Raw genomic sequence first — 23,957 nt, forward strand, 5'->3', positions numbered from 1 at the left:
ATGTCCGGGAAAGACCCCTGACAAACTGCCTGGACGGTCTTATTATGAAAACCTGGCCTGTGAACCCGGCAGACTGGCGTTTCCGGGCGGCAACGGCGGCCATCATTGAAAAGAGGCCGGTAAGACGCCAGGCCGCTTTTATTCCTCTTCCAGAAGCATGCTGCGCAGGGAGTCAAAGAAGTTCCCGGATTCCTCTTCCGTCGCTTCTGCGTTCATGAGGTCCTCCCATTGGGAATATTCCATAAGGTGGGGGGGGATTTCACTGAGGAAGGAGGAACGCTGGCAAGGCATGCGGTCTCCGTAGCGCAGGCGCGTGGCGCAATAGGTCAGCATGAGTTTTTCCTGCGCGCGCGTGATGCCTACGTAAAGCAGGCGGCGTTCTTCGTCGCAATTGCCGTCTTCCAGGGAACGCTTGTGGGGGAGAATGCCTTCCTCCAGCCCCACGAGGTACACTGCCGGGAATTCCAGTCCCTTGGCGGCGTGCATGGTAATCAGGCACACGCCGGGCTTGTTCTCCACGTCGTCATCATTATCCTCCTTGTCCAGGGTGACCTGGGCCAGGTAGTCCCGGAGGGTTTTCCCGGGTTGCCAGAAGTTGCGGAGGGAGGCTTTCACGTCCCCGATGGACACCAGCCGTTTCTGGATTTCAGCTTCCGTCTTGCACAGGCGCGTGACGTATTCACTGAACCCGGTTTCCTCAATAAGCTGCTCCAGGATGTCTCCGAAGTCGGTTTCCCTGTCCTGGAAAAGGTCAATGTATTTTGCAATCAGCTCATTGAACGCCTGTACGCTGTTGCGTGCGCGGGTGGAAAGGGCCGCCAGGAATTCTTCGTCCTGGAGGGCGGCCCAGACGCTGTTGCCGTGCTCCCGGCTCCAGTCGATGGCCAGATGGCTGGTCAGCTCGCTGATGCCGCGCGGCGGCGTGTTGAGGATGCGCAGCAGATATTCGTCAGCCTGCGGGTTTTCGATAGTCGCCAGATAGGAAATGAGGTCCTTTACCTCCTTGCGGTCGAAAAAACTCTGCGCGCCCACCATGCGGTAGGGAATTTTGTGTTCCCGGAGCGTTTGTTCAATAACGCGGCTCTGGGTATTGGCCCGGAACAGAATGGCGAAGTCCTCCCAGGGGCGGCCTTCCTGCCTGCGGACGTTTTCAATGTCCGTGATGATGAATTCAGCCTCTTCCGCGTCTCCGGGCATGGAAATCAGCCGGACGGCTTCTCCACCGCCTTTGTGGGCACGCAGCGTCTTGTCCCTCCGGCCTAGGTTATGGCGGATCAGGGCATTGGCCGTGTCCAGAATGGGGGCGGTGCAGCGGTAATTTTCCTCCAGCTTGATGACGGAGGGATTTGGAAAAAAGCGTTCGAATTCCAGGATATTGCTGATCTGGGCTCCGCGCCAGCCATAGATGGACTGGTCGTCGTCACCCACTACGCAGACATTGTGTTCCGGGCCCACCAGATGGCCCAGCAGACTCATTTGGAGACTGTTGGTATCCTGGAATTCGTCCACGGTGATATAGCGGAAGCGCTGTTGCCACGCCTCCCTGACGTCCCGGTGTTCCTTCAGCAATTTGTCCGCCAGAATCAGCAGGTCGTCAAAGTCCACGGAATTCTGCGCCTGAAGCTCCCGCTGGTAGGAGGCTGCGATGTTGGCCGTCAGGTTGTCTTCAATGGAGTCAAGGCCCAGGCCGCTGTTTTTCATCCGGCTCATGGAGGAAAGCACGTCCTTGGGCGTGATTTTTTCCGTAATGCCGCCGTGGCGCACAATCAGTCGCCGAATCAGGCCGCTTTGCTCGGAACCGCTGTAAATGGTGAAATTGGTCTTGTACCCCAGGCGCCCTATGTCCTCTCTCAGGATGCGCACGCAGAGGGAATGGAAGGTGCTCACCATTATTTGGCGCGCCGCTTTGCGTTCCACCATCTGGCCTACGCGTTCCCGCATTTCCAGGGCAGCCTTGTTTGTGAACGTCACGGCCAGGATGCTTTTGGGGCTGATGCCCCGGTCCACCATATGGGCGATGCGGCAGGTGACGGTGCGCGTCTTGCCTGTTCCGGCCCCGGCCAGGATCAGCACGGGCCCCTGCAGGGTCTGCACGGCCTTCTTCTGGGCCGCGTTCAGGCTCTCCATGGAAAAGGATTTGGCCATTTATACGTCAAAATGGATATCTTTCAAATTCGGGTGGCCGGCAATGAGCTGGGAGATATTCATGCGCGTGCTGCCTTCAAGCTGGACGTCTGTCACCAGCAATCCTCCGCTTCCGCAGGCGATCAGAAGCCCCTGCTCCCCGGCGGAGAGTACCTGGCCCGGTTTCCCTTTCGCTTCCGGGAGGATGGAGAAGCCGGGAAAGATTTTCATGTTGCGGATGCGTTTTTTGCGGTTCCAATAATTGGTGAAGGTGCCGGGCCACGGGTCATATGCCCGGATCATGCGGCCGATTTCTTCTGCGGGGCGGGTCCAGTCGATTTTTCCGTCCGCCCGCAGGAGTTTAGGAGCGTATGTAGCCAGGATTTCCTGCTGGCGGATGCGCGTGGCCGTCCCTTTTTCAATGGAATGGATGACGGGCAGCAGCACATCCGGCGTCATCCTGGCCAGCTTGTCATGCAGCGTGCCTCCGGTTTCCGTGCCTTCCAGGGGAGTGCTGATCTGGGCGATAATGTCCCCGGCGTCCAGCTTCCTGACAATGTGCATGATGGTGATGCCCGTTTCTGCATCTCCGGACTTGATGGCGGACTGGATGCAGGCCGCTCCGCGGTGGCGCGGCAGGAGGGAGGCATGGGCGTTGATGCAGCCCATGGGCGCCATATCAATCACTTCCTGGCTCAGAATTTGCCCGTATGCCATGACCACGATCAGATCCGGATTCAACCTCCTGAGGTTGCTCAGCGCATCCGGACTGCGCAGGGAATGTGGCTGGAGCACGGGAATGCCCGCTTCCCTGGCAATATTTTTGATGGCCGGGGCTGTAAGCACCTGGTGTCTGCCGACGGGACGGTCGGGCTGCGTGACCAGGCCTGCCAGATCCGAGTGACGAATCAGGCTGCGGAAGGCGGGAATGGCAATGTCGCCTGTGCCCATAAAGACGATGCGCATGGCCGAAAGCTTGCCCTGACGGCCTGCGCAGGTCAATGTTAAATCCGATTTTGAGAAGGGAATCATAGGGAGGAAAGGCCGTTTTTTGCCGTTACTTTCCGCCCGGGAGAGTTGCTGCGGGAAATGTTTGTTCCGGACGCTTCCTGCCCTGGGGCGCTTCCCCTCATGTCCGCCTGCCTGCAAGAAGTTCTTTCCAGTGGAGCGGAATATTGGTATATCCCGTTCTATGCAGAAAGGACGGTTGCCGCGCATTCTGATTGTGACCGCAGGATACGGGGAAGGGCACAATTCCGCAGCCAGGGGCGTGCGGGATGCTCTCGCGGGGCGCGCGGAAGTCCGCGTTACGGACCTGTGCGCGGAGGCGATGCCCCGGATGTTCCGCCTGACGCGTGCCGCCTATCTGTGGACGATTTCCTGCATGCCCCGCCTCTGGAAACTGATGTATGAGGTGAGCGATAAACGCAATATGGCGGAAAAGCCCATCAGGGGAATCGCCCCCGTGGAGCGCCTGCTGGAACGTCTTCTGCGGGAATGGAAGCCGGATGCCGTGGTCTGCACCTATATGGTATATCCCTACATGCTGGATTCCCTGGCGTCCCGCACGGGCAGGGCGGTTCCTTACCTGACCGTCGTGACGGATTCCTTCGTCATCAATAAATTATGGCTATGTTCCGAGTCCCCGCTCTGGGCCGTGACGGATCCCTGGACAAGGGCCATCATGGAGGAAAAGGGGCTGCCGCAGGACAGGCTGCGCGTTACGGGATTTCCCGTCAATCCCGTTCTGGGGGCGTTGGCGAAGGAGCATCCTCTTTCCTGGAAGGAAGGGGAGCCGTTCCGGGTGCTTTACTTCGCCCAGCGTTCCGCACGGCATGCGCGGGCGGAACTGGAGGGTATGCTGGATGCGAATCCCGCCCTGCATGTGACCTGTATTCTGGGGCGCCGGTTCCGGCGTATTTATCCCCGTATCCGGGATTTGCGCGCCAGATACGGACGCAGGCTGACGGTGCGCGGCTGGACGCGCCGCGTGCCTTCCTATCTTGCCGCCAGCCATGTAGTGGTCGGGAAAGCGGGAGGGGCTACCGTGCACGAAGTGCTTGCGGCCGCACGGCCCATGCTGGTGAACTTTCTTCTTCCGGGCCAGGAGGAGGGCAATACCCGTCTCCTGGAAAAACTGGGCGGCGGCGGCCATGTGCCGGACGTCCGCGCCCTGGCGTCCGCTCTTCAGGAAATGATGGCGGACGGCGGAGCTCAGTGGCGGCGCATGTATGAAAACCTGCTGCGGGCGGGGATGACCGGAGGAAGCGCCGGAATAGCGGATTTGGCCTTGAAACTGGTGGAGGAACATACTAACTGATTCCCGTGACCTATCTTCTGATTGACAATTCCAACACGCGCACCAAGTTCGTGCTCTCTTCGCCGGAAGCCCTGTTGCCGGAGCGGTATATGATTCCCACCCGGGAGGTGAGCGGGGAGCGGCTGGACGAGGTGCTGGCCGGCGTCCGTTATGATGCCGCCGTGGTGTGTTCCGTCGTGCCGCGCGTAGCGGAAGAGCTGAAAAACTGGATTGTCAAACCTTGCCATTTCCTTTCCTGCGATTCCCGGCTGGGCGTGGGTATCGACTATCCCCATCCGCGCCAGATAGGGGCCGACAGGCTGGCGAACGCCGTAGGCGCCGCGGCTTATTACGGGTATCCGTGCGTGGTGGTGGATTTCGGCACCGCCGTGACTTTTGACGTGATCGGGCCCCAATGCACCTACATGGGCGGCGTTATTGCGCCGGGGCTTGCCAGCATGGGGGATTATCTGGAGCGCAATACGGCGCTTCTTCCCGCCATTGACCCCCAGGAGCCGTCCCGCGTCATTGGGACCAGCACAGTAGAGGCCATGCAATCCGGTGCCGTGTACGGTTACCGGGGGCTGGTGAAGGAAATTCTGGCCCGGCTGGAAGGTGAGCTGGGCGTGCGTCCGGCCGTGGTCGCTACGGGGGGAGACGCAGCGCTGATCGCCAGGGGAGTGGAGCGCATTGACCATGTGGACTCTGACATTACGCTGAACGGCTTGCGCATAGCCGCCGTGCTGAATCTTTAAAGAGCGGGCAAAATCGGCTGGAAGCCTGTTGCTTCTGGCGCCGTGGCCGGATGACGCGTAAAAACTCATAAATAGGTATTGCCAATGGCGCATACCCCATGTAGTATCAATGAACCTTAACAATAAATATCATGTCTGACAACAGCATCGAAGAAAAAGTAAGAAGTATCATCGTCGACCAACTTGGCGTTGAATCCGATAAAGTGACTGCTGATGCGAAATTCATCGAGGATCTCGGTGCTGATTCGCTGGATACCGTTGAACTCGTGATGGCTTTCGAAGAAAACTTTGACATTGAAGTGCCCGACGAAGAAGCCGAAAAACTTCAGTCCGTGGCCGACGTCGTTGCTTACATCGAAAAGGTTCAGGGTTAAGTTACACTGCTAAAATCCTTTATTACAAAAGCGGCTTCCCTGTGCAAGGCAAGGAAGCCGCTTTTTCATGGAAAGCCCCTCTGCCTTTTCTTCCATGAGTGACCTGCCTTCCTTTTCCCGTGACGATATCCGCTATGCGGCGGAGATGACGCGGGTGGTGTATGAACCGGACCGCCGCATTGATACGTTTGGCGATACCAGGTTTAATTTTCTTCTCCTCAGCGAACTGATGGATGAGGTGAACGTGGTGCGCGTGCGCAGCGGCTGGGTGGAAGCGGAGAAACCGAAAATCATACGGCCTTCCATTTACAATGAAATCAGTACGGAGGGTTTTTCCGGAGAGGCCAGGCGCTTTTTTGACTGGCTTTCCAAAAATGGGCCGGGCTTTCTGACGCTGCTGGAATACGGATTCAGATTCAAAAGGTCGGAAGTGAGCGAGGAAATTCTGCATGAACCGCTTGATTCCGTGCGTGGCCGGCTGCTGGATCAGGTGCGCAATGGGGAGGATACGTTCATGGCTCTCATTGAGGGGGTGGATGACGCATGGGAGGTCTCCCTCTTGAAATTCACGGTGGAAATGATACAAAAATCCCATGAAATCAATATCTTTGACTTCAAGCGCAAAGGTCTTCTTTAGCCTTTTGGCGGCGGCTTTCTGCGCTCAGGAAGTTTTGGCGGACGGAGAAAATTATTCCCTCTGGCCGCGCCGTCCGGAGACTCTTGCAGAAGCCCGCCGCCTGATGGACCGCGGCAGTCTGCCGAAAGCTCTGGAACTGTTGCAGCCCCTGGCGGAACAGGGAGGCGTGGTGGGGAAAGAGGCGAAGGAACTCATCGGAAGGCTGCGCATCCGCCAGTTGCTGGATCCCAACGGGCCGGACGTGAGGAAATATACCGTGCGAAAGGGAGATTCCTGGATACGCATGGTCAGGAAACTGGGTTGCTCCCAGGCCATGATGGTCCACCTGAACGGTCTGATGGATATTCCTGCTCTTCACACGGGAGATGTATTCAAGTACCGGCCTCTGGATTTCCATGTAGTGGTAAACGTGCCGGAAAAGGAAATCTGCCTTTACGACGGAACGGATTTTGTCAAGGGATACCCCATCCTCTCCATGAAGGACGGGGGAAAAAAGAATGTGGAAACGACCGTAAAGGATGAGCAGGCCCCCGTGTCCATTTACAGCAGGCAGTTTCCTTCTGCGGATAAGACGCTGGTACTGGCGGCGGGAGGCTATGTCATTGACGCCGCCCGCGGCACGCCCCGCTCGCCGGGGTTTTATCTGAGTCGGCAGGACTGCAATGAACTGGCCATGCTGACCAGGCCGGGGACGAAGGTGACTATCCTGAGGGAGAAAGGAGAGGAACCGTGAGGCTGGTTATTCAACGCGTCAGTAAGGCCGCCGTTCATATCGGCGGTGTTTGCGCGGGGGCCGTGGGGCCCGGTCTGCTGATTCTGGCGGGCATTGAAGAGGAGGATACGGAAGAAGATGTGAGCTGGCTTGCCAACAAGGCGGCGGCCATGCGCATTTTTTCCGACGCGGACGGAAAAATGAATCTTTCCGTAAGGGAGGTGGGTGGAAGCGCATTGGTGGTGAGCCAGTTTACGCTGCATGCCTCCACCCGGAAAGGGAACAGGCCCTCTTTCATCCGCGCCGCGAGGCCTGAGCGGGCCATTCCCCTGTATGAGCTGTTTAAGAAGGAACTGGCGTCTTTGCTGGAAGGCAGGGTGGAAAGCGGCGAATTCGGAGCGGATATGCAGGTTTCCCTGATTAACGACGGTCCGGTGACCATTTTCATGGACTCCAGGAAAAGAGAGTGATGGGCAGGGTCTTTATGAACACCATCAAAGAAGCCTATATAATTAGCTTTACCCTGATCTCCTGCTTGCTCTCTATTTTCGTATGAAAAAAGAAAAATATTGCTGATAAATCTATTGCTCCTCCTGAAAATCTGTCCTTGAAAAAGGAGGAATATTATATTTACGTAGATTCGAACCTAGCCCTGAAATAACTAAGGCCGGACGCTCCACTAGCCGGCCAATATTTCCCGTGGAAGCCGCCTGTCCATAGGGCGAGTAGGCGAGTTCCCCGGCCGGTTCCTGCGCCGTCTTGCGGTTGCCGATATTGTCGTAGCTGTAACTGTAGGAGGGGACGGCAATTCTGATCATCATAGTTTACGTTGCGGGAGACCAGCATGATTTCTTGCGGAGAAGCAATTTCATCATATACAAATTCTTCTTGATGCAAATCAATCTGCGTTATTGTTTAATTTTTTTAATTTATCATAAATATTTTTATGTATTTTATATTTATTTTGAATTTCTTCTATCAAATGTTTGATTGTTGTCCGTTCCAGATTATTAATTTGTGAAGAATCAATCTTTTTTTCTATTATGTCCATTTTTTTGAGTAATTCGCAATCTGATATCGACATGATTTTCATAAACAATTCCAAATCATTGATTTTGTATATATCTAATAAATATGAAATTAAATAGAATATATCTGATTTATTATCATTTAAATTATTTGCGTAATTAATAATTTTTTCCTTGGCGGAAACAGCAGAACTTGGATCCTCTACACCATTGCCTAAGATATTTTTTTCTGCCTCTATTTGATCGACATGATTTTTCATAGAGGAAAGGTTGAACCATTTGTGATGGTTCAACCTTTCTATCTCCGCCAATAGCATAATATGATATAAAGCTCCCTTTTGAGATTTAAAAAAATCTTTTAAAGAATTTTCATTTAAAACAGTATATAAAATAATAGAAAATTCGGAAGAATGTGAAAAAGTGGATTTTTCATCCGTGCAACTTTGCAATGTGACAATCATTTTTTCGCAAAAATTTGCATGTTCATTAAATTTTTGATTGTCTCCGCAAACTATTGTGGATGCAAAAATAATAGGAATTATTATATGTTTTGACATAATATGATTTTTTAGATTTCGAAAGTTTCGTCGTATACCGGATGGCGATATATTGTTACAATAAATCTTAATCCATAAGAATTTTGTGAAGATGTATAAAATTGATCAGGTGCTTTATTTGTTATACCTTTTAACGTCAATCGTGAATCACCAAAACCCAGCAAAGGCAATTGATTTTCTCCTAATCTGGGATATCCCTCCTTCCATCCATCCTTTCTCTTGACTCTATACGTCATGATGATATCTCTTCTACCACTCAATTCATAACATTTTTTCACAGATTGCATATCCTCATAAGTAAGAGGAGGTGTTTCTTTCCAAAAGGCCCAAAAGATTATATCTCCAATTGATTTTGTAACAGGTAATTTATCTCCTCTGTTCAATATAGAATATGATACATGATATTCTGGAAAAGGAATCCAAACCCAATATGTTTTTTTTCACATATAATCCAAATCGTGTCGATTTTTGTAAATTTTCAAAAGTTAATATATCTTTACAACATTTTTCTTTTCCTTTAAATGGAACTTTTATTTTTTCATAACTTTCTAACCCCAAAGCATCAACCTTATCTTGAGTGCTGTTGCCGAGGAAGGCATACAAATTCCATCCACCCTGTTCAGTGATGGGATCGCGGTTGATCCACCTGCCGTCTTTTGGGTTGTTCGAATCACGTTCCGGCTGTTGAGCATGTCCAGGGCGGCTATTTGCAAATAACCCCGGTACAGGTAGCGTTCATGGCTGACGACCGTGCCGTTAACCGTCACCTTCTTCATGTAGCGCCGTCCCGGCTGGTGAAGCTCACCGCGCGGTTGGCCGCGTTGTACGCCACTGTCCAGATGCCCGTTGACGTCCTGATGAGCGTCTGGTTGCCCGAGGCGTCGTACGTCGGCACAAAGGGCGCTTCCTCATTTTCTTCAATGCGGGTGTACTGGTTGAGTTCGTTGGCCGCATAGGCGAGTTCCCCGGCCGGTTCCTGCGCCGTCTTGCGGTTGCCGATATTGTCGTAGCTGTAACCGTAGGGGGCGGCGCCCAGGGCAGCGCCGGTGAGCTCATTTCTGCCGTTGTAGCTGAAGCTGTCGCTTCGGGCAGGCTCCGTTCCCTAGTGCGGCCGGGCGTCTCAAAAAAATCATAGTTTATAAGTAGATCATGATCTTAGAAGTCAATCTAGAGTTGACATTTGTAAGTATAATTTATTGACATATTTTGCTTGCTCATCAAGTATATTTATTAAATAATTAGCATCCAATCTTTCTAATTTTATATGATCCTTCATATTTAACGCTTTAGCTGCGTCTCTTTGATCTTCTATCCAAGTATATATTTTTTCTTTTCTTTGTGGATCGTCTTTCTTGAGGTATAAATTTATAATTTCTAGTTTTTGAAATTTTATAATATCATTTGGAGTAACATCAAATTTAGAAAAAATATATTTTCCTGGTGCAAGGTTTCTCAAAGAACATGCTTGATTTACAAACCATTCTGTATAAATGAGAGCTAAATTTGTATTAATATTTGATTCATTGTTTTCTTTTTTATTAATGTTTTTCTGCTCAATATTGGAGCAACTCGTGAATAATAACATGAACACTAAATATAATATTTTATTCATTTTTTAATTTGTGGGAGGTGTTGTGAGAATCCATGATTTCGGGTTTTGAGGATTATCGACTTTATATAATATTATATTACTTTTCTTTATTACGCTGTGGCATTTCCATTTCCCCCTATTACAGGAACACCATTTATAAGCCTGAACACTTACCCCTAATGCGCTCTGAGAGCTGCCTTCTCCTCTCAAAGGTCGGATTTTTCTGTTGAAAGTATCGCCTGTTTGACTATAACATGTTTTGTTATAACAATCAAACCAAGTATAAACTACATAACAACAATTTTCTTTACATGTATTATTATGCTCACATTCAGATGTGAAATTAGGACTTTTAACCGATGCTTTAACATTAATTCCTTTTGTTCCTGCATCCTGGATGATCGGACGTTCCTGTGATCTTTTGCATTCTTTGCAACATTTTGAACATGGATCCCCTGTTTTTATAAACCCCTTTTTTAACCCCAAAGCATCAACCTGATCTTGAGTGCTGTTGCCGAGGAAGGTATAAAGATTCCATCCACCCTGTTCAGCGATGGGATCGCGATTGATCCACCTGCCGTCTTTGGGGTTGTAATAGCGGTAATTATAATAAACCAGAGCGGGTTCTTCGTCGTGCATCTCGCCGGACCACTGGACGGGCTGGACGAGGTCTCCCGTGGAAGCTGCCTGTCCATAGGGGGAGTAGTCGTAAGCCGCCGCGATATGTCCATCTCCATCGAAGACCTCCGTCACATTCTTGTTAAAGTCCCATCCGTAGCAGTAAAGGGAAGCGCCCTGCACGAGGGCCAGGGGACGCGTGGCTGTCGGTTCCAGAGGATCCCACAACAGCGTTCGGAGCACGTTCCGGCTGTTGAGCATGTCCAGGGCGGCTATCTGCAAATAACCCCGGTACAGGTAGCGTTCATGGTTGGCGACTGTTATTTCTGAATTTTATTTTTAATTAACCGTATATCATTTAACATTGTTATGATATATCCTAATACTATCCAAATTAATATTGTTTCGAAACATATAAAAATATCTGTAATGGTAACATCAAATTTATCATTTCCATAATATTCTCCATAGGATAAGTTTATTGCGCGCGAGTATTTGTTAAATAGCGTTGTAGAATCATATATCTGGAAATACTCTAATATGCCTTTTGATATCCCTATCAGATAACATATCCAAGATATTGCTGGTATTTTTTTTAAAAAATTAATATATTTTTTCATAACTATAATATATCTTTTACTGTGTTCGTCTGATCTCTACATATTTTTTTTATCATTTTAGCAACTATTAAAATAGCCTCTTTTTTAGCATTTTCTAATGTCCAATTTTTCCCATTTCCATGGGTTTCCCAGTCTGACTCTATAATTTTCCATGCAAATTTCCTTCCTATTATTAAATATTTTTTGCATACACATTTTTTTACGGAGACTTTTATTTTTGCAACAACAAAACCTTGCCTGGCTCTTTTTTCAGCTAACTCTTTTGCTTTTTTTATTAATGCATCTCCATCCATTCTAGAATTATTAGATATCCTAATAGATCTTGGAATTTTGTATTTTCCAGCCCCTTCAAAATGTGATAAATAATTGATGATTATTACTGCTTTTTCTATATTGTCAATATCGTCAGGATTTAATATATTATTATCTAATAGGTTTATATATTTTATATCATAATCATTATAAAAACATTTACCTGGTGAACATTTATCACCTATCAACCCCAAAGCATCAACCTGATCTTGAGTGCTGTTCCCAACAAACCCGTACAAATTCCATCCACCCTGTTCAGCGATGGGATCGCGATTGATCCACCTGCCGTCTTTTGGGTTGTAATAGCGGTAATTGTAATAGACCAGGGCGGGTTCTTCGTCGTGCATCTCGCCGGACCACTGGACGGGCTGGACGAGGTCTCCCGTGGAAGCCGCCTGTCCATAGGGCGAGTAGTCGTAAGCCGCCGCGATCGTTCCCTGTGCGTCGAACACCTCCGTCACATTCTTGTTGAAGTCCATGCCGTAGCAGTAAAGGGTATTATCCTGCATGAGGGCCAGGGGGCGGGTGGCTGTCGGTTCCAGAGGGTCCCACAACAGCGTTCGAATCACGTTCCGGCTGTTAAGCATGTCCAGGGCGGCTATCTGCAAATAGCCGCGGTACAGGTAGCGTTCGTGGCTGACGACCGTGCCGTTAACCGTCACCTTCTTCATGTAGCGCCGTCCCTGGTAATCGTAGCCGCACTCAATAATCGTGTTTCCATTCTGGCTGGTGAAGCTCACCGCGCGGTTGGCCGCGTTGTACGCCACCGTCCAGATGCCCGTTGACGTCCTGATGAGCGTCTGGTTGCCCGAGTCGTCGTACGTCGGAACAAAAGGCGCTTCCCCGCTTTCTTCAATGCCGGTGTACTGATTGAGTTCGTTGGCCGCGTAGGCAAACTCCTCCTCTATTTCCTGCGCGGTCTTGCGGTTGCCGATATTGTCGTAGCTGTAACCGTAGGGGGCGGCGCCCAGGGCAGCGCCGGTGAGCTCGTTTCTGCCGTTGTAGCTGAAGCTGTCGCTTCGGGCAGGCTCCGTTCCCCGCCGCTGCGTGCGGGTGACCGGGCGTCCCAGGGCGTCGCAGCTTTGGGTCCGGGAGACGAGCCCGGTTTCCCCCAGACGGCAGTCTAGGCCGCTGATCAAATCACGCCGCTGTTCGTAAGAAAGTTCCCGGACGATGCCGTCGGGCATCGCGAGGCTGGAGAGCAGATTGCTTCCCGCCAGGTAGCCGTAGGAGAATGTCTGTTCTTCCCCCTCGTGCATGATTCCGGCGCTGGCCAGCCGCCCGTCGGCTTCATAGCCCTGGTTCACTTCCTGGAGAACGCCGGTTCCTTGCGTTAAGGCGTAGCCGGAGGAGCGTCCGTAAGTGTCGTAGTGTTCCTGGAGCTGGCAGGAGGCGCCTTCGATGGTAATGGCGTCGGTGTCCGGTTCGTTATAGGGAGTGTACGTGAGCACGCGCGTACCGGAAGCGTCCGTGACCTGGGTCAGCTGGTTGAGATAGTTGTAGGCATACTGGATGCCGGGCGTGGAGTCGCTGTAGGAGACGGAGTTGTTGACCCCCTTTTTCAGGTTGTAGCCCCAGGTGGTGACCACCCCCCGCGCGTCCGTCAGCGTGGAGCGGAGATTCAGGGCGTTGTAGGCCGTGTCCTCATGCGTCCCGTCCGCCCAGGTTTTGCGGATGAGCAGGCCCGTGGCGTCATCGTAGCTCCACGTGGTGACATCTCCGTCCGTGCGCCCTGTAGGATCCGTGGTGATGTCGCCGGCGTCCTCCCGGAACGTGGTGAGGCTGGTCATCCTGTCCGCCTCGTCGTAGGCGAAGAGCAGGGGCTGGGTTCCCGTTCCCCATTGCGCCGTGTTGCGGCCCCGGAGGTCGTAGCTGTAGCGCGTCGTGTTCCCAAGCGCGTTGGTGACGACGGCAGGCAGGTCGAAATAAGGGCTGTAGGCCGTGGCGGTCGTATTGCCCGCCGCGTCCGTCACCGAGACGGTGCGCCCGGCAAGGTCGGTGCGCGTCGTGACCGTGTTGCCCCGGCCGTCCGTATGGGCGTAGATGACGCCGGTTTCCGTATAGGCGCGGGTCTGCGTGGTCGTGACGCCTGCGTGGTCCGTCTGCGAGATGATAAAACCGTCGATGACCGTAGCGGTGGCCGTGATGTCGGAAGTGGGGATGCTGCTCTTTTGCGTCCGCAGGGCGCCCGCTCCGTACTCGCTCCACTGCGTGGATATATTTCCCCTGGGATCGATGGAAATGTCTTTGCTTTCCAGCGTGGACGAGAGGGAAGAAAGAAGCGTTTTCCGCGTTTCGTCGCAGGTCGTTCCCCGGCCGTTGTTCCTGGTCGCCGTGACGACCCGGTACACGCCGTCTTCCGCCTGTTCCGCGCCGTAGCTCCACGCGGTGATGCGCGAGTTGGACACGGTGGCCGGATCGGCCAGCTTCCAGGTTTCTTTCGTTCTGTTGCCGAAGGCGTCGTATTCCCACAGGGTCGGGGCCATCGTCGTGGCCGCGTTGCCCGCGTCCGTCTGTTCCTTGATCAGCTGCCCTTTGGCGTTGTAGGTGCGCCTCGTGTAAATGACTCCGCCGACGGTGTTGGGGACGCCCGTGCGCAGGGTTTCCCCGGCTCCGTTGACGATGCTGCGCTGCAGCTCGGTTTCCGTTTCCCCGGAGACGGTTTTCGTGAAGGTCCGCACGCCGTCACTGACCAGGTCGATGGCGTAGATGACGTGCCGCTGCCCCGTCCCGGATTCTTCCAGGACCGTTCCGTCCGGCGCGCTGCGCGTGACGAACGTGGCTCCGGAGGGGGCGGTCCGCGTCGCCGTCAGGCCGTCCCCGCTGTAGGCGTAGGCGGTGACCCGGCCCAGGACGTCCGTGGTGGAGGTTGTTCTTCCCAGCAGGTCGTAGATGGCGCTTTCCTGCGTGGTCATCGCCCCCGTGTCCCGGCGCGTGGAGAGCACGCGCCCCGCCGCATCCCGGGCGTAGGTGGTGATGGTTTCCGGCGTGACGACGGTTTCCCCGTCCATCACGGCGGAACGCGTGGTTTCCGTCAGCTGGCGCGCCGTGTCGTAGGCGTAGTCCGTCCTGATGCCGTTTTCGTCGGTTTCCCACAGCAGGCGCCCGTCGCACATCAGCTCGCGCTGCGTCACCCGCCCATGGCCCGCCGTCCGCTTCACCCACCGGTTCTGCGTGTCAAATTCGTAGACGGCGCTGCCCGTGAGCGCCCATTCCCCGCCGGTGAGCAGGGCGTAGCTTTCTTCCCGGACGCGCTGTCCTTCCGCCGTGATCCACGTCGTGGTGCGCGTGCTCTGGCCCGGCACGGTTTTTCCGTTGACGCGCGTTTCCACCGTTTCCGTGTAGAGGGCGCCGTGCTCCGCCGCGGCCGCGTAGTCGTGCCAGGTTTGCACGCCGTTGAGGTCCCGGCTGAACCGCGTGCGCCCGCGGGCATGGATGTTGGCGGCGCCGGCCAGCCATTGTTCTTCCGCCGTCAGGCGCGTGCCCGCCACGCCCAGTCCCGTGACCTTTTTTTCCGTCCTTTTGATGTGGTTGGCCGTCGTGTAGTTCCAGGTGGTGGATGTGAGCGTTTTGACATGCCCTTCCAGCGGGAGCAGGTCCACCGTTTCCGTGGCGGGGGCGTCGCTGAAGTTGTCCGTTCCCGAATAGGCATAGGTGTAGCGCGTGATGCGCCGCCCGCTTTCCGCCCACGGTTCGTCGCGGGAGAGCAGGCGCCCGTAAAGGTCGTACGCGTCATGAATTTGGCTGCCGTCCATGGCCATTTCCGTTTTGAGCCTGCCGCACTGGTCGTAGCCGTATTGCGTGGTTTGCGCCTCCGGGGTCTGGTAGCCTTCCGTCAGCGCGAGCAGCAGGTCGCCGACGTCCGTGGTCTGGTAGATGGCGCAGGCGCGCGCCGCCACGATTCCGTTTTTGGAGGTTTCCGTGACCAGCAGCCAGACCGCGTCTTCCGGTTCCAGTTCCGTGCGCGTGCGGAGGGTCGTGATGGCGTCTTCCCCCGTTCCTTTCTTCATGTTCCACGCCAGGCCGCTGTTCCACCAGGTGACGGCGTAGGGCTGCCTGGCCGGCGCCTGTTCCGTGATGGTGAAGCGGCCGTCCGCGGACAGGGAGAGGGCAAATGTTTTGAAGGGTGTTCCGGCGACCGTATAAAATCCCTGTTCGTCCGTTCCGGTGATTTGCCCAGGGGTATAGAGCGCGATGGCGTAGCCCGCGGCCGTGACGTTTTCCACGTTGAGCAGGCCGTCCCACAGGTTCCATATCTGCCTCAGCGAGCCGTCTTCGGCATGCCTGACGTCCAGATAGGATGACGCGTTGGAGATGACCTGCCTGTCGGTGGTGGTGTAGGAGAGGAGCTCTCCCGTTTCCGCCGAGAAGAGGTATTGGCTGCCGTCTTCCACCACCCAGCGCAGGCAGGATTGGCCTTCCGCCGTGACCAGCGCCGCACGCCCTCCGCCGCCTGTGTCCACCCCGATGGGCAGTACCGCGCCGTTGGTGTAGCAGCGCATCGCAATTTCCCGGCCTCCCTGCGCCAGAGTGAACCGCGCTCCGGGGACAATGCCTCCTTCGGGCACGTCCAGACGGCTGTTCAGGGGATGGTTGTAGGCCAATGACGCCGGGTTTTCCAGGCCGGAGGTATTTTTCTCAGCCCTCAGTTCCACCCTTCCGGCCGGGATGCCTCCCAGCCCACGGAACGCTCCGAAGTTGCACGACCAGTACATCAGCGTGGCCGTGCTTTCCGCCGTCACGCTGCACCCCGCCGAGCTGTAGTTTCCCAGGACGCCGCTTTCCATTCCCGCCCCGCCAGGACCCGACCGGGAAGGGGAGGGCGGCGTTCCGCCGCTTTCGTCGCACGTGTTTCCTTCGCAGGGACACGGTTCGGGCTCTTTCCTGCCCCCCGGCTCCGTCGGAATCACGTCGATGCTGTAGTTGCAGATGGAGGTGTTGCCGCTGGCCGGCTGGTAGTCGATGTTGGTCTGGCTGACTTCCCAGGTGTAGGCGCCGGAGGGGAGCTGCGCCCCGCCGACTCCCGTGTGGTAGCTGTGCCCCCCCTGCGCTCCCGCCGTCTGCGGGTTTTCCTTCAGGTCCACCTGCGCCACCACCTTGCCGCCGGAGTCTTTTACCTCCAGGCTCCCCCAGTCGTCCACCCCCAGGAAGAGCGAGCAGGTGCCGTAAAGTTTTTTGCCGTCCGCTCCTTCCGGGATGGTGAACGTGCCTTGCGCGCTGTAGCCGTCCGCCGACGTGCTCGGCGGCCCCACGTTCCTTTCCTCATGAATCCGGATTGCTTCAAACGGCAGCGGCGCGGATTCCGAAACTGCCCTCATGCCCTGCGCGCCAACGCTGCCTCCCGCTCCAAAGTACCATTTGCGATAAGTAGGAATGGAAGAATGATGAGGGGGATTCATAAGGCATTAAAGAGTTGGGATTAATGAATAAAACAAGATGAGCGCAATCCTCCCATGACCATTTTCTTAATAGGGTTATCCAGAGCCTGTGTCGATAGAATTTTGTTTGAATATTTTTGATTTTTTATAAAAGGTGACAGATGTTTCCTGCCAAAGGATGATGGCATTGTCTTACTATCAGTACTTTCTATCTATAGACGCAATTATTTTTCTATTTGTTAGAAAGTCTCCCTGATAGATGCCCTACCTTCCTGGCTGCCGGCAAATCCCCAGGAAAGCGGCTATCTGGTATTTTATTCCTCGCTCAAGGAAACCCGGTAATGAAAAAAACTCCCGGCAGCCGAGGCCGCCGGGAGTTTTTGTAGAGCGTCTTGAGAAGGAATCCTACTTTAGAAGCAGAGGCCTTCCTTGGCGTTGGCCCGCATGAAGTCGCGGTTGAGGCGGGCGATGTTGTCCACGCTGATGCCTTTCGGGCAGGCGGCTTCACATTCGTACTGGTTCGTGCAGTTGCCGAAGCCTTCCGCTTCCATCTGCTTCATCATGGCCAGGACGCGCTTGGAGCGTTCCGGCTGGCCCTGCGGCAGCAGATTGAGATGAGCGATCTTGGCGGACGTGAACAGCATGGCGGAGGCGTTTTTGCAGGAGGCCACGCAGGCGCCGCAGCCGATGCAGGCGGCGGCGTCAAAGGCGGCGTCCGCCTTCACTTTTTCCACGGCGATGTTGTTGGCGTTCGGCGCGGAGCCGGTGCGCACGTCAATGTAGCCGCCGGCGGCGATGATGCGGTCCAGGGCGGAACGGTCCACCATCAGGTCCCGCAGGATGGGGAAAGCCTTCGCGCGGAAGGGTTCGATCCAGACGGTGTCGCCGTCCTTGAATTTGCGCATGTGAAGCTGGCAGGTGGTTACCTGGCGTTCCGGCCCGTGGGGAATGCCGTTGATGGTCAGGGAGCACATGCCACAGATGCCTTCCCGGCAGTCGTGGTCAAAATGGATGGGTTCCTTGCCTTCCTTGACCAGACCTTCATTGACGATGTCCAGCATTTCCAGGAAGGAGGCGTCCACCGGAATGTCCTTGGCGGCATAGGTCTCAATGCGGCCCTTGGCGTCACGGTTTTCCTGGCGCCAGACCTTGAGAGTGAGATTGAGTGTTTTAGCCATGTTATAATCTTTCTTTTGAGTGTTAATGTATTGGCTATCTTTACTTGTAGCTGCGGATGGCAAGGTGCACGTTCTCGAAGGTCAGCGGTTCCTTGTGGAGAACAGGCAGGCTGTCCACGCCAGTGTATTCCCAGGCGGCTACGTAGGCGTATTCATCGTCGTTGCGCTTGGCTTCGCCGTCCGGCAGCTGGTATTCCACGCGGAAGTGCGCGCCGCAGGATTCCTGACGGTTCAGGGCGTCATAGCAGAGCAGCTGGGCGAATTCCAGGAAGTCGGCCACGCGGCAGGCTTTTTCCAGTTCCGCGTTGATGCCGTCCGCCGTGCCGGTTACGCGCACGTTTTCCCAGAATTCCTTGCGGAGCTGGGGAATGCGTTCAATGGCGTGGGTCAGGCTTTCTTCCGTACGGGCCATGCCGCAGTCTTCCCACATGATGAGGCCCAGTTCCCGGTGGAAGGAGTCCACCGTCTTGGTGCCCTTTACGCTCAGGAGTTTGTTGATGCGTTCCTTCACCTCGTCTTCCGCAGCCTTGAATTCCGGGGAGGCGGTGGTGACGGCGCCCGGCTTGGTAGTCGTCAGGTAGGCGGGCAGCGTGGCGGGGATGACGAAGTAGCCGTCAGACAGGCCCTGCATCAGGGCGGAGGCTCCCAGGCGGTTGGCGCCGTGGTCGGAGAAGTTGGCTTCACCGAGGACGTGCAGCCCCTTTACGTTGGACATGAGGTTATAGTCCACCCACAGGCCGCCCATGGTGTAGTGGGAGGCGGGGTAAATCATCATGGGCGTTTCATGAGGGTCGTCGTCCGTGATTTCTTCGTACATGTCAAACAGGTTGCCGTACTGGCCGTCAATCCATTCGCGGCCCATGCGCTTGATTTCATCCGCAAAGTCCAGGAAGACGCCCTTGCCGGTGATGGCCACGCCGCGGCCGTCGTCGCAGGCTTCCTTGGCGGCGCGGGAGGAAATGTCGCGCGGAGCCAGGTTGCCGAAGGAGGGATACTTGCGTTCCAGGTAGTAGTCCCGTTCTTCTTCGGGAACATCGGAAGGCTTGATTTCCTTTTTGCGGATTTTTTCCGCGGTTTCACGGGACTTGGGCACCCAGATGCGGCCGCTGTTGCGGAGGGATTCCGACATCAGCGTCAGCTTGGACTGGTAGTCGCCCTTGACCGGAATGCAGGTGGGGTGGATTTGCGTGAAGCAGGGGTTGGCGAAGAAAGCGCCGCGCTTGTAGGCCTTGTAGGCGGCGGTGACGTTGCAGCCCATCGCGTTGGTGGACAGGAAGAACACGTTGCCGTAGCCGCCCGTGCAGAGCAGGACGGTATCCCCTGCGTAGGACTTGATTTCACCGGTGACCAGATTGCGGGTGACGATGCCCTTGGCTTCGCCGTCCACCAGCACCAGATCCATCATTTCGTGGCGGGAGAACATTTCAATGTGTCCTTTGGCCACTTCCTTTTCCAGGGCCTGGTAAGCACCCAGCAGGAGCTGCTGGCCCGTCTGCCCGCGTGCGTAGAAGGTGCGCTTGAGCTGGGCGCCGCCGAAGGAGCGGTTATCCAGCAGGCCGCCGTATTCACGGCCAAAGGGAACGCCCTGGGCCACGCACTGGTCAATGATGTTGGAGGAGACTTCCGCCAGGCGGTAAACGTTGGCTTCACGGGCGCGGAAGTCGCCGCCCTTGACGGTGTCGTAAAACAGGCGGTAAACGGAGTCGCCGTCGTTCTGGTAGTTCTTGGCCGCGTTGATGCCGCCCTGGGCCGCAATGGAGTGGGCGCGGCGGGGGCTGTCCTGGTAGCAGAAGCATTTGACGTTGTAGCCAAGTTCGGCGAGCGTGGCGGCGGCGGAGGCGCCGGCCAGGCCGGAACCTACCACAAGAACCGTGTATTTGCGTTTGTTGTTCGGATTGATCAGTTTGGACTCAAGCTTGTACTTGGACCATTTGTCCTGAATAGGGCCGGAGGGAATTTTGGCATCCGGCATCCAGTCGCTTACGGGAAAATTAATCATGACTTTGAGAGGAGTTGATGGTTATTTGATGATGCCCAGAAGAACCGAGACCGGCACGGAGATGAAGCCCAGGCAGATAATCGCGCCGTAGGCGATGGCGACAAAGTTGTAAAGAGGCCGGATTTTGCGGGAATCGACGCCCACAGTCTGGAAGATGGACTGCACCCCGTGGCGCAGGTGGCTGAACAGCATCAGAACGGCCAGGATGTAGAAGGCGGAGCACCATACGTTGGAGAATCCGGCCACGATCATTTTGTACACGTCAAAGGTTTCCACCGTGCCGTCGGAAATGAAGGTGGTGAACTGGGCGGGGTCATATCCCACGCGCAGGGTGTACTGGTACAGGTGGTAGACCAGGAACACCAGGACGGTCAGGCCGGTGTAAATCATGTAGCGGGAGGAGAGCGTCGCCTTGATGGTGTTCTTGAACACGTAGGGTTCGCGGGCCGCATTGTTTTCCAGCTTCAGCTGGATAGTCAGCCAGACGTGGATGATGAAGATCACCCCAAGCCCCGCGCGAATGCCCCAGAGGGCTGCTTCCGGCATGGAGTGCAGGCCGTGGGCATAGGTGTTGATCCATTCAGGGCCTCCGAAAATGAGAAGGTTGCCTGCCAGGTGTCCCGCAAGGAACAAGACCAAACATAACCCCGTCAGAGCCACAATGATTTTGCGGCCGATGGAGGATGTCACGAATGTACATATGGTTTTTACTAGTGCATTCATAGGCGCTCTAATGAAATAAATGCGTCTCCACAAGATGCCCGGTTCAGGCACGGATGGCAAGCCTCTTCTTGAATTTCCGGCTCTTTTCGGATTTTTGAAAAGCCGTGGAAAGGCGTTGCTGTTTATCAGTTTGGAATAGTTATTATTTTGTTACCTGTTCCGGCTTGACGAGGCTTTCCGCACAGGCGTATCGTCTGTGCATGAAAAGGAGTAAAAAAGAGGTGCTGGACGCGGATTTCGCAGCGGCGCGCGCCGGCGTTCTGGATGTGGCCGCATTTCTGGACCGGGTGGACCGCGGGGAGGGAGAGGCGGATTTCCGCTACCATGCCCTGATGGAGGTTCTTCCCCTTTTGTCCGCATCCGGCCCCGGGCGTGTCCGGGCCATTCTGGAAGCCCTTTCCTACAGGGATGACGCCGTGCCGGAAACCGCCGCGGCCAAGGCAGCCTGTGGAGCCCCGAACTTCAGCAAATAGGAATCATGGCTTTTATCGAACCTCATATACATATGGTGTGCCGTACCACGGACGAATACCGGGCCATGGCGCAGGCGGGCTGCCTGGCGGTAGGGGAGCCGGCGTTCTGGGCCGGTTACGACCGTTCGTCCGTGGACGGTTTCCGGGATTATTTCGTACAGCTTACGGAAGGCGAACCCGCCAGGGCGGCCAAGTTCGGCATGGACCATTACACATGGCTGTGCATCAATCCCAAAGAGGCTCAAGACGTGGCCTTTGCACGGGAGGTAATGACGCTCATTCCGGAGTTTATTGACCGGCCCAATGTCCTCGGCATCGGGGAAATAGGGCTGAACCGGAATACTTCCCATGAAATGACCATTTTTGAAGAGCATCTGGATCTGGCGGTGCGCCTCAACCAGCTTGTGCTGATTCACACTCCCCATCTGGAAGACAAGCTGAAGGGGACCAGGATGATTCTTTCCGCCCTGAAAAACCGCCCGGATCTGGATCCCGGCCGCGTGCTGGTGGACCACTGCGAGGAACATACCTTCCCGCTGGTGAAGGAGGCCGGCTACTGGGCCGGACTGACTCTTTATCCCACCAGCAAACTGAATCCCAAGCGGGCGGCGGATATTCTGGAAATATATGGGATGGAGCGCGTCTGGGCCAATTCCGCGGCGGACTGGGGGGATTCCAATCCCCTGGCGCTGACGGCCCTGGCCTGCGAGCTCCGCAAGCGCGGTTTTTCCCGCCGGGAGGCGGAGCGGCTCCTTCTGGACAATCCGGAGGCGTTTATGGGCCAGTCCCCGAAGTTTCGGAAAGTGTCGTCCCGCTAGTCCCGTGCGCGGCGGGCAGGAAGGCCGCTAATCCCCATCCGGAAAGAAGACGGTGAAGACGGCTCCCAAAATGACTGCGGCGTCGTCCAGCAGTCCCAGCTTGTCTATTCCGGCAAACAGGAATTCATCGGGAATCAGAATATAGACGCCGGCAAGGACGAGCAGGCATATATTGCGCTTGTTGAAAAAGTGCGGTTCTTCCTTTTTGCTTTTGAAATAACGGAAAAAGCGCAGTAGCAGTTGCTGTTTCTGGTGGGTCATGGCCGGAGGATGCTGGTGAGACGGTTTTCTCCCCTTCAGCCGGGAGGAGCAGGTTGGAAAACGGAGGCTTCTTCCGGAATGGACAGGCCGTGCCGGAACGGCCTGGGCGGGGGAGCGGATTGCCGTCTAGGATGGGATGTTCCGGATGTGGGAGGAAGACTCGCTTTCCCACGTCCGTTTCCGGTTTTTTCTGCGCTGGAAAATGGATTGGCGTGGGGACCGGGCAATACCGCTGTTCCGCGGGGAGGGGCCTGCCGCACGGCGTCTGAATATCGTTTTTCCGGAAGAGGGCATTTCCCCGCCCAGCGCTTTGGCGGAGCCTTTGGGAGGGCGCCATATGGGTATGGAAAGGGCTGCCTCACGATTACATGAGGCAGCCCTGGAAAAAAGCGAGCGGACCGATGAAGCAACCTTATGCTCTGCGGCGGCGCACCATCAGCGCAGCCAGCCCCAGCAGGCCCAGCGTGGCCGTGGCGGGTTCCGGAATGCTGGCGATTTCACTCATCAGCTGACCTACCTGGTCCTGGGAAAGGCAGGAGTCATGAACGTAGAGCTGTTGGATGGCGTCGGACAGTTGGGTATCAAACAGAATCTGGTCGATAGTCGCGCTGCTGAATTTCAGGCCAGGGGAGGAATAATAGTTATCGTTGGCGCCAGCATAGATGCGGGAGCCGATATCTCCGGTGACTACAGAGATGGTCAGGAGTCCTTCCGTGCCCAGCGGAGTTGACGCGATAGGAGAGGCATATGCGGCATTGTTCCATAATCCCTGGAGTTTACGATCCGTATTCACGCCCGCACCCCAGCTTGTGCTTCCGCCTTTGGCGTTGAACAGGGCGGTATAGGTCTGCGGCGTGTTGATTTTGCCCAGGTCCAGGACCATGGTCACGGTCATGTTATTGCGATTGCTTGCAGCCGGAGTGCTAAAATTCACCCCGCTTAACATCAGATTGTCGGCGCCTTGCGTGAGGGTAACGGAATCCTTCAGAGTGCCGAAATCCGCCGTCAGGGAGGAGAAGTCCGAATATCCCACGATGGAACTATCCAGCAGGCCGGTATCCGCAGTAGCGCTCAGGCTCATGCCGGCAGAAAGAATCAGAGTGGATAATAATTTCTTCATGATTGGTATCTTAATACTTAATATATAAGAGAATGCGAGGGTCCAGCGCGCATTTGCGCCTGTGTACCGAATTTGGAATCCGCAAGCAATTAAAATTATTAAGAGTTAATGTATTGTATTTATAACTATTTGAAAATGATTGTATTTTAATGCCTCTGGTCCTTTTGCCGTCACGCTGGAACCATCATTGTTATCCATTGATTTCATTATTGATTGGGCTTCTTCACCGTTGCGTGCCGGATTCCAAATTCGATTGAGGGATTCCAAATTTGGTGTAACCACCGCACTCTTTTCCATCGTCTGTCCTGATGACGGATGATGATATCCCCGGCAATGCGGCTGCCGCGGACGGCGGCTACATCCTGATCCGGTGATCATGA

The 23,957-nt window shown here is 54.9% G+C and carries 23 protein-coding genes; 8 read left to right on the forward strand and 15 right to left on the reverse strand.

What is annotated here, in order from left to right; translation table 11 throughout:
• Positions 1-138: 138 nt before the first annotated feature.
• Positions 139-2,145: an ATP-dependent helicase gene (locus O4G22_RS05035; RefSeq protein ID WP_297668083.1), complete on the reverse strand. Its 2,007-nt coding sequence runs from the start codon at positions 2,143-2,145 to the stop codon at positions 139-141.
• Positions 2,146-3,156 carry a methionyl-tRNA formyltransferase gene (gene fmt, locus O4G22_RS05040; protein WP_306702320.1) on the reverse strand — a complete coding sequence of 337 codons (1,011 nt, stop codon included), beginning with the start codon at positions 3,154-3,156 and terminating at the stop codon, positions 2,146-2,148.
• Between the two features lie 160 nt (positions 3,157-3,316).
• On the opposite strand from fmt, the gene O4G22_RS05045 reads away from it, so the two are divergent.
• The 6 genes from O4G22_RS05045 to dtd all read left to right on the forward strand — a co-directional run bounded on the left by O4G22_RS05045 (position 3,317) and on the right by dtd (position 7,371).
• Positions 3,317-4,444: an MGDG synthase family glycosyltransferase gene (locus O4G22_RS05045; RefSeq protein ID WP_094137251.1), complete on the forward strand. Its 1,128-nt coding sequence runs from the start codon at positions 3,317-3,319 to the stop codon at positions 4,442-4,444.
• Positions 4,445-4,449: 5 nt separating this feature from the next.
• Positions 4,450-5,178: a type III pantothenate kinase gene (locus tag O4G22_RS05050; RefSeq protein WP_094137252.1), complete on the forward strand. Its 729-nt coding sequence runs from the start codon at positions 4,450-4,452 to the stop codon at positions 5,176-5,178.
• A 131-nt stretch (positions 5,179-5,309) separates the two neighbouring features.
• Positions 5,310-5,552 carry an acyl carrier protein gene (locus tag O4G22_RS05055; RefSeq protein ID WP_012420022.1) on the forward strand — a complete coding sequence of 81 codons (243 nt, stop codon included), beginning with the start codon at positions 5,310-5,312 and terminating at the stop codon, positions 5,550-5,552.
• Between the two features lie 94 nt (positions 5,553-5,646).
• The gene (locus O4G22_RS05060; protein ID WP_256943598.1) at positions 5,647-6,189 is read left to right on the forward strand and encodes a hypothetical protein; all 543 of its coding nucleotides are present in this window, start codon (positions 5,647-5,649) and stop codon (positions 6,187-6,189) included.
• The gene (locus O4G22_RS05065; RefSeq protein ID WP_306702321.1) at positions 6,146-6,922 is read left to right on the forward strand and encodes a hypothetical protein; all 777 of its coding nucleotides are present in this window, start codon (positions 6,146-6,148) and stop codon (positions 6,920-6,922) included. Before O4G22_RS05060 ends, O4G22_RS05065 begins: the two co-directional genes overlap by 44 nt.
• Positions 6,919-7,371: a D-aminoacyl-tRNA deacylase gene (gene dtd, locus O4G22_RS05070; RefSeq protein ID WP_288928470.1), complete on the forward strand. Its 453-nt coding sequence runs from the start codon at positions 6,919-6,921 to the stop codon at positions 7,369-7,371. Before O4G22_RS05065 ends, dtd begins: the two co-directional genes overlap by 4 nt.
• A 111-nt stretch (positions 7,372-7,482) precedes the next feature.
• Here dtd and O4G22_RS05075 read toward each other — a convergent pair whose 3' ends face one another.
• From O4G22_RS05075 to O4G22_RS05120, 10 genes are all read right to left on the reverse strand, one after another.
• Positions 7,483-7,722, reverse strand: a complete 240-nt coding sequence (locus O4G22_RS05075) for a hypothetical protein (protein ID WP_306702322.1) — start codon at positions 7,720-7,722, stop codon at positions 7,483-7,485.
• A gap of 77 nt (positions 7,723-7,799) precedes the next feature.
• Positions 7,800-8,486 (reverse strand): hypothetical protein, encoded by a 687-nt coding sequence (locus O4G22_RS05080; RefSeq protein WP_306702323.1) that lies wholly within the window; start codon positions 8,484-8,486, stop codon positions 7,800-7,802.
• 11 nt (positions 8,487-8,497) lie between these two features.
• Positions 8,498-8,869 carry a hypothetical protein gene (locus O4G22_RS05085; RefSeq protein WP_306702324.1) on the reverse strand — a complete coding sequence of 124 codons (372 nt, stop codon included), beginning with the start codon at positions 8,867-8,869 and terminating at the stop codon, positions 8,498-8,500.
• A gap of 389 nt (positions 8,870-9,258) precedes the next feature.
• On the reverse strand, positions 9,259-9,381 hold the full coding sequence (locus O4G22_RS05090; protein WP_306702325.1) for a hypothetical protein: 123 nt from the start codon (positions 9,379-9,381) through the stop codon (positions 9,259-9,261).
• A gap of 267 nt (positions 9,382-9,648) precedes the next feature.
• Positions 9,649-10,071, reverse strand: coding sequence for a hypothetical protein (locus O4G22_RS05095; RefSeq protein ID WP_306702326.1), 423 nt, complete (start codon positions 10,069-10,071; stop codon positions 9,649-9,651).
• A 30-nt stretch (positions 10,072-10,101) separates the two neighbouring features.
• A complete protein-coding gene (locus tag O4G22_RS05100; protein ID WP_306702327.1) occupies positions 10,102-10,977 on the reverse strand; it encodes an RHS repeat domain-containing protein in 876 nt (291 codons plus the stop codon).
• A gap of 340 nt (positions 10,978-11,317) precedes the next feature.
• Positions 11,318-17,026 (reverse strand): RHS repeat-associated core domain-containing protein, encoded by a 5,709-nt coding sequence (locus O4G22_RS05105; protein WP_306702328.1) that lies wholly within the window; start codon positions 17,024-17,026, stop codon positions 11,318-11,320.
• Between the two features lie 389 nt (positions 17,027-17,415).
• Positions 17,416-18,183, reverse strand: coding sequence for a succinate dehydrogenase/fumarate reductase iron-sulfur subunit (locus O4G22_RS05110; protein WP_022197426.1), 768 nt, complete (start codon positions 18,181-18,183; stop codon positions 17,416-17,418).
• A gap of 40 nt (positions 18,184-18,223) precedes the next feature.
• Entirely contained in the window at positions 18,224-20,182 is a 1,959-nt protein-coding gene (locus tag O4G22_RS05115; protein WP_290488618.1) for a fumarate reductase/succinate dehydrogenase flavoprotein subunit, read from the reverse strand.
• 21 nt (positions 20,183-20,203) lie between these two features.
• Positions 20,204-20,872 (reverse strand): succinate dehydrogenase cytochrome b subunit, encoded by a 669-nt coding sequence (locus tag O4G22_RS05120; RefSeq protein WP_179218559.1) that lies wholly within the window; start codon positions 20,870-20,872, stop codon positions 20,204-20,206.
• A 233-nt stretch (positions 20,873-21,105) separates the two neighbouring features.
• On the opposite strand from O4G22_RS05120, the gene O4G22_RS05125 reads away from it, so the two are divergent.
• A complete protein-coding gene (locus tag O4G22_RS05125) occupies positions 21,106-21,378 on the forward strand; it encodes a hypothetical protein (RefSeq protein ID WP_128804737.1) in 273 nt (90 codons plus the stop codon).
• Between the two features lie 5 nt (positions 21,379-21,383).
• A complete protein-coding gene (locus tag O4G22_RS05130; RefSeq protein WP_290488617.1) occupies positions 21,384-22,196 on the forward strand; it encodes a TatD family hydrolase in 813 nt (270 codons plus the stop codon).
• Between the two features lie 27 nt (positions 22,197-22,223).
• Here the strand turns inward: O4G22_RS05130 and O4G22_RS05135 are convergent, their stop codons facing one another.
• The 3 genes from O4G22_RS05135 to O4G22_RS05145 all read right to left on the reverse strand — a co-directional run bounded on the left by O4G22_RS05135 (position 22,224) and on the right by O4G22_RS05145 (position 23,955).
• Entirely contained in the window at positions 22,224-22,457 is a 234-nt protein-coding gene (locus O4G22_RS05135) for a hypothetical protein (protein ID WP_290488616.1), read from the reverse strand.
• A 412-nt stretch (positions 22,458-22,869) separates the two neighbouring features.
• Positions 22,870-23,577, reverse strand: coding sequence for a PEP-CTERM sorting domain-containing protein (locus tag O4G22_RS05140; protein ID WP_306702329.1), 708 nt, complete (start codon positions 23,575-23,577; stop codon positions 22,870-22,872).
• A 105-nt stretch (positions 23,578-23,682) separates the two neighbouring features.
• The gene (locus O4G22_RS05145) at positions 23,683-23,955 is read right to left on the reverse strand and encodes a hypothetical protein (protein ID WP_306702330.1); all 273 of its coding nucleotides are present in this window, start codon (positions 23,953-23,955) and stop codon (positions 23,683-23,685) included.
• Between the last annotated feature and the right edge of the window lie 2 nt (positions 23,956-23,957).

It is taken from the genome of Akkermansia muciniphila, from assembly GCF_030848305.1.
GTDB classification, from domain to species: Bacteria; Verrucomicrobiota; Verrucomicrobiia; order Verrucomicrobiales; family Akkermansiaceae; genus Akkermansia; species Akkermansia muciniphila_A.

What these genes read in the sequence shown, in the direction of transcription:
- O4G22_RS05045 (WP_094137251.1), top strand. Translation starts at nt 3,317, where the DNA reads ATGCAGAAAGGACGGTTGCCGCGCATTCTGATTGTGACCGCAGGATAC.
- O4G22_RS05095 (WP_306702326.1), bottom strand. Translation starts at nt 10,071, where the DNA reads ATGTTATTATTCACGAGTTGCTCCAATATTGAGCAGAAAAACATTAAT.
- O4G22_RS05055 (WP_012420022.1), top strand. Translation starts at nt 5,310, where the DNA reads ATGTCTGACAACAGCATCGAAGAAAAAGTAAGAAGTATCATCGTCGAC.
- O4G22_RS05080 (WP_306702323.1), bottom strand. Translation starts at nt 8,486, where the DNA reads ATGTCAAAACATATAATAATTCCTATTATTTTTGCATCCACAATAGTT.
- O4G22_RS05115 (WP_290488618.1), bottom strand. Translation starts at nt 20,182, where the DNA reads ATGATTAATTTTCCCGTAAGCGACTGGATGCCGGATGCCAAAATTCCC.
- O4G22_RS05130 (WP_290488617.1), top strand. Translation starts at nt 21,384, where the DNA reads ATGGCTTTTATCGAACCTCATATACATATGGTGTGCCGTACCACGGAC.
- O4G22_RS05035 (WP_297668083.1), bottom strand. Translation starts at nt 2,145, where the DNA reads ATGGCCAAATCCTTTTCCATGGAGAGCCTGAACGCGGCCCAGAAGAAG.
- O4G22_RS05110 (WP_022197426.1), bottom strand. Translation starts at nt 18,183, where the DNA reads ATGGCTAAAACACTCAATCTCACTCTCAAGGTCTGGCGCCAGGAAAAC.
- O4G22_RS05125 (WP_128804737.1), top strand. Translation starts at nt 21,106, where the DNA reads ATGAAAAGGAGTAAAAAAGAGGTGCTGGACGCGGATTTCGCAGCGGCG.
- O4G22_RS05105 (WP_306702328.1), bottom strand. Translation starts at nt 17,026, where the DNA reads ATGAATCCCCCTCATCATTCTTCCATTCCTACTTATCGCAAATGGTAC.
- O4G22_RS05145 (WP_306702330.1), bottom strand. Translation starts at nt 23,955, where the DNA reads ATGATCACCGGATCAGGATGTAGCCGCCGTCCGCGGCAGCCGCATTGC.
- O4G22_RS05135 (WP_290488616.1), bottom strand. Translation starts at nt 22,457, where the DNA reads ATGACCCACCAGAAACAGCAACTGCTACTGCGCTTTTTCCGTTATTTC.
- O4G22_RS05065 (WP_306702321.1), top strand. Translation starts at nt 6,146, where the DNA reads ATGAAATCAATATCTTTGACTTCAAGCGCAAAGGTCTTCTTTAGCCTT.
- fmt (WP_306702320.1), bottom strand. Translation starts at nt 3,156, where the DNA reads ATGATTCCCTTCTCAAAATCGGATTTAACATTGACCTGCGCAGGCCGT.
- O4G22_RS05140 (WP_306702329.1), bottom strand. Translation starts at nt 23,577, where the DNA reads ATGAAGAAATTATTATCCACTCTGATTCTTTCTGCCGGCATGAGCCTG.
- O4G22_RS05075 (WP_306702322.1), bottom strand. Translation starts at nt 7,722, where the DNA reads ATGATGATCAGAATTGCCGTCCCCTCCTACAGTTACAGCTACGACAAT.
- O4G22_RS05060 (WP_256943598.1), top strand. Translation starts at nt 5,647, where the DNA reads ATGAGTGACCTGCCTTCCTTTTCCCGTGACGATATCCGCTATGCGGCG.